The organism is Dermacoccus sp. Ellin185 (genome assembly GCF_000152185.1).
Lineage (GTDB): Bacteria > Actinomycetota > Actinomycetes > Actinomycetales > Dermatophilaceae > Dermacoccus > Dermacoccus nishinomiyaensis.
The window spans coordinates 1-2,174 of record NZ_AEIQ01000116.1 but is presented as its reverse complement, the minus strand read 5'-3'; the positions used below and the strand labels follow the sequence as shown (position 1 = coordinate 2,174).

Annotated in this window: 2 protein-coding genes; both read left to right on the top strand. The window is 72.7% G+C overall.

Annotated elements, in window-relative coordinates:
- Positions 1-1,092: response regulator transcription factor (locus HMPREF0321_RS13300; RefSeq protein WP_006947170.1), on the top strand; the 1,092-nt coding region annotated here is incomplete at its 5' end.
- Positions 1,093-1,202: 110 nt separating this feature from the next.
- On the top strand, positions 1,203-2,174 hold a 972-nt coding region (locus HMPREF0321_RS13295), incomplete at its 3' end, for a UvrD-helicase domain-containing protein (RefSeq protein ID WP_006947164.1).

Genomic DNA, 2,174 nt, shown 5'->3' with positions numbered 1-2,174 from the left:
GGCGGCACGCCCGCCGACGCGATCGCCGACCTCGCCGCGATGATGCCCGAGGGCGCTGCGACGACGAACGCGCTCGCCGACCTCATCGGCGAGCACCGTCCGACCGAGCTCTACCTCCACCTGCTCATGCACGGCGCGTGCGACGAGGCCGATCTCGCCGCAGCCGGATTCGCCGTTGAGGCTACCGCCGTCGCCCTGCGCATCCTCACCGCGCGTGCCATGGTCGAGCGGGATTCGTCGGGGTGGCGGGTCACGCCCCCGGAGCAGGCGCTGCCCACCCTCGCGGGGCAGCTCGAGTCACGCGCGACGAGTATCCGCGCCGCGTTGCCGGGCCTCGTCGCCGCCCACCGCAACGCCGCGAAGGCCACGGGCGCGAACCGACTTTTAGAAGGCACCGACGCGCTCGACGGCGAGCGCGAGGTCGCGTTCGCGTTCGCCCAGTGCGTCGCGAACGCTCGTCATGAGGTGCGAGCCATGCGCACGCGATCCATCGCGACGCGCTCGCCCATCCTCGACGCGCTGCCCGGTTCACGCGACGGGCGCGTCGGCGCCTCGCAACGTCTCGTGACGGTCGACACCGTCATCGACTCGAGCCTGGTCGCCGACTTCGACGCCGACGACTTCGCCTCTCTGCAACCCACGCCGAACGTCCGCGTCACCCTTGCGACGGGCGTTCCGTTCACCGCCGCCGTCAACGACGACGGGATGGCCGTCATCGAGACCGTCAGCGGTGGCGGTGTGGCGGGGCTCGTCGTGCACGACGCCGGACTCGTCGCGGCGGTGTCGTCGACGATCGACCTCATGCTGCGCCTCGCCGCTCCCCTCGCCGCGACCCATCCGCGTGCGTCGACGCAGTCCATGGCGCGCCAGCGCACGGACGGTGTGCAGGCTGCCACGTCGGATGCGTTGAGCGACCAGGAGCGCCTCATCCTGACGCTGCTCGCCGCAGGAGTGCCCGACGCCACCGTGGCGCGTCGCGTCGGCGTCAGCCAGCGCACGTTCGATCGGCGCGTCCGCAGCGTCATGGATCGCCTCAACGCCCAGACACGGTTTCAGGCCGGGGTGCTGGCCGCCCGACGCGGCTGGTTGTGAGCCCTGTCGCGACATGAACCCCGACGCGCCGTGCGGGCCGACGAACGCTCTAAGGTAGAGGGTCATCCGCGGGCGGCGCGGTGAGCCAGCACGGCGAGGGGAAGCACTGCGTGAGCACGGTTGAGGGACGTCCGGCCGGCCAGGTCGACGAACTACCCGACGAGGTCACCCGCGAGATCGCGATCGAACAGGCGCACGTCGAGCGCGTCTACGCCGAACTGGCGAAGGCCGGCGAGCGCGTCGGCATCGTCGAATCCGAAGGCCTCGCGCGCGGGCGCGCGAGCCGCTCCGGCGACATGCGCGACGAGGAGAAGGCCGGCCTGTTCGAGCGCGACGCGCTCATGTTCTCCGCCGGCAAGCGACGCGCGACACTCGAGCAGCAGTTCGAGGGCCTCGTCTTCGGGCGCCTCGACCTCGACCACGCGATGACGGCGGGTGCGGACGCGAACGACGCCCCCGGCGGGTTCGTCTCCACCGGCTCGGGTGACGACCTAGAGGTGCGTTACATCGGCCGCCTCGGCGTGCGTGACGACGAGTACGAACCGCTCGTCATCGACTGGCGCGCGCCGGCGGCGTCACCGTTCTACCGCGCGACGCCCGTCGCCCCGGAGAAGGTCGTGCGCCGCCGCGTGCTGCGCTGCCGTGACGCTCGCGTCCTCGGCGTCGAGGACGACCTCATGACGGTGGAGGCGCCGGAGGGCATGACGGTCGTCGGTGACGGCGCGCTCATGGCCGCCCTGACGCGCTCGCGCGGGGCGCGGATGCGCGACATCGTGGCGACGATCCAGCGCCACCAGGACGAGGCGATCCGCGCCGACGCGCGCGGCGTCACCCTCATCACGGGTGGGCCGGGCACGGGCAAGACCGTCGTCGCGCTGCACCGCGCGGCCTACCTGCTCTACTCGGATCGGCGCCGATTCGAGTCGGGCGGCATCCTCGTCGTCGGCCCGTCGGCCGCCTACACCGCGTACATCGAGCGCGTCCTGCCGTCGCTCGGCGAGGATTCGGTGGCGCTGCGCGCGCTCGGCGACCTCGTCGGCGGGCTGACGGCGACGCGCCTCGACGCGCCGGCCGCGGCCGCC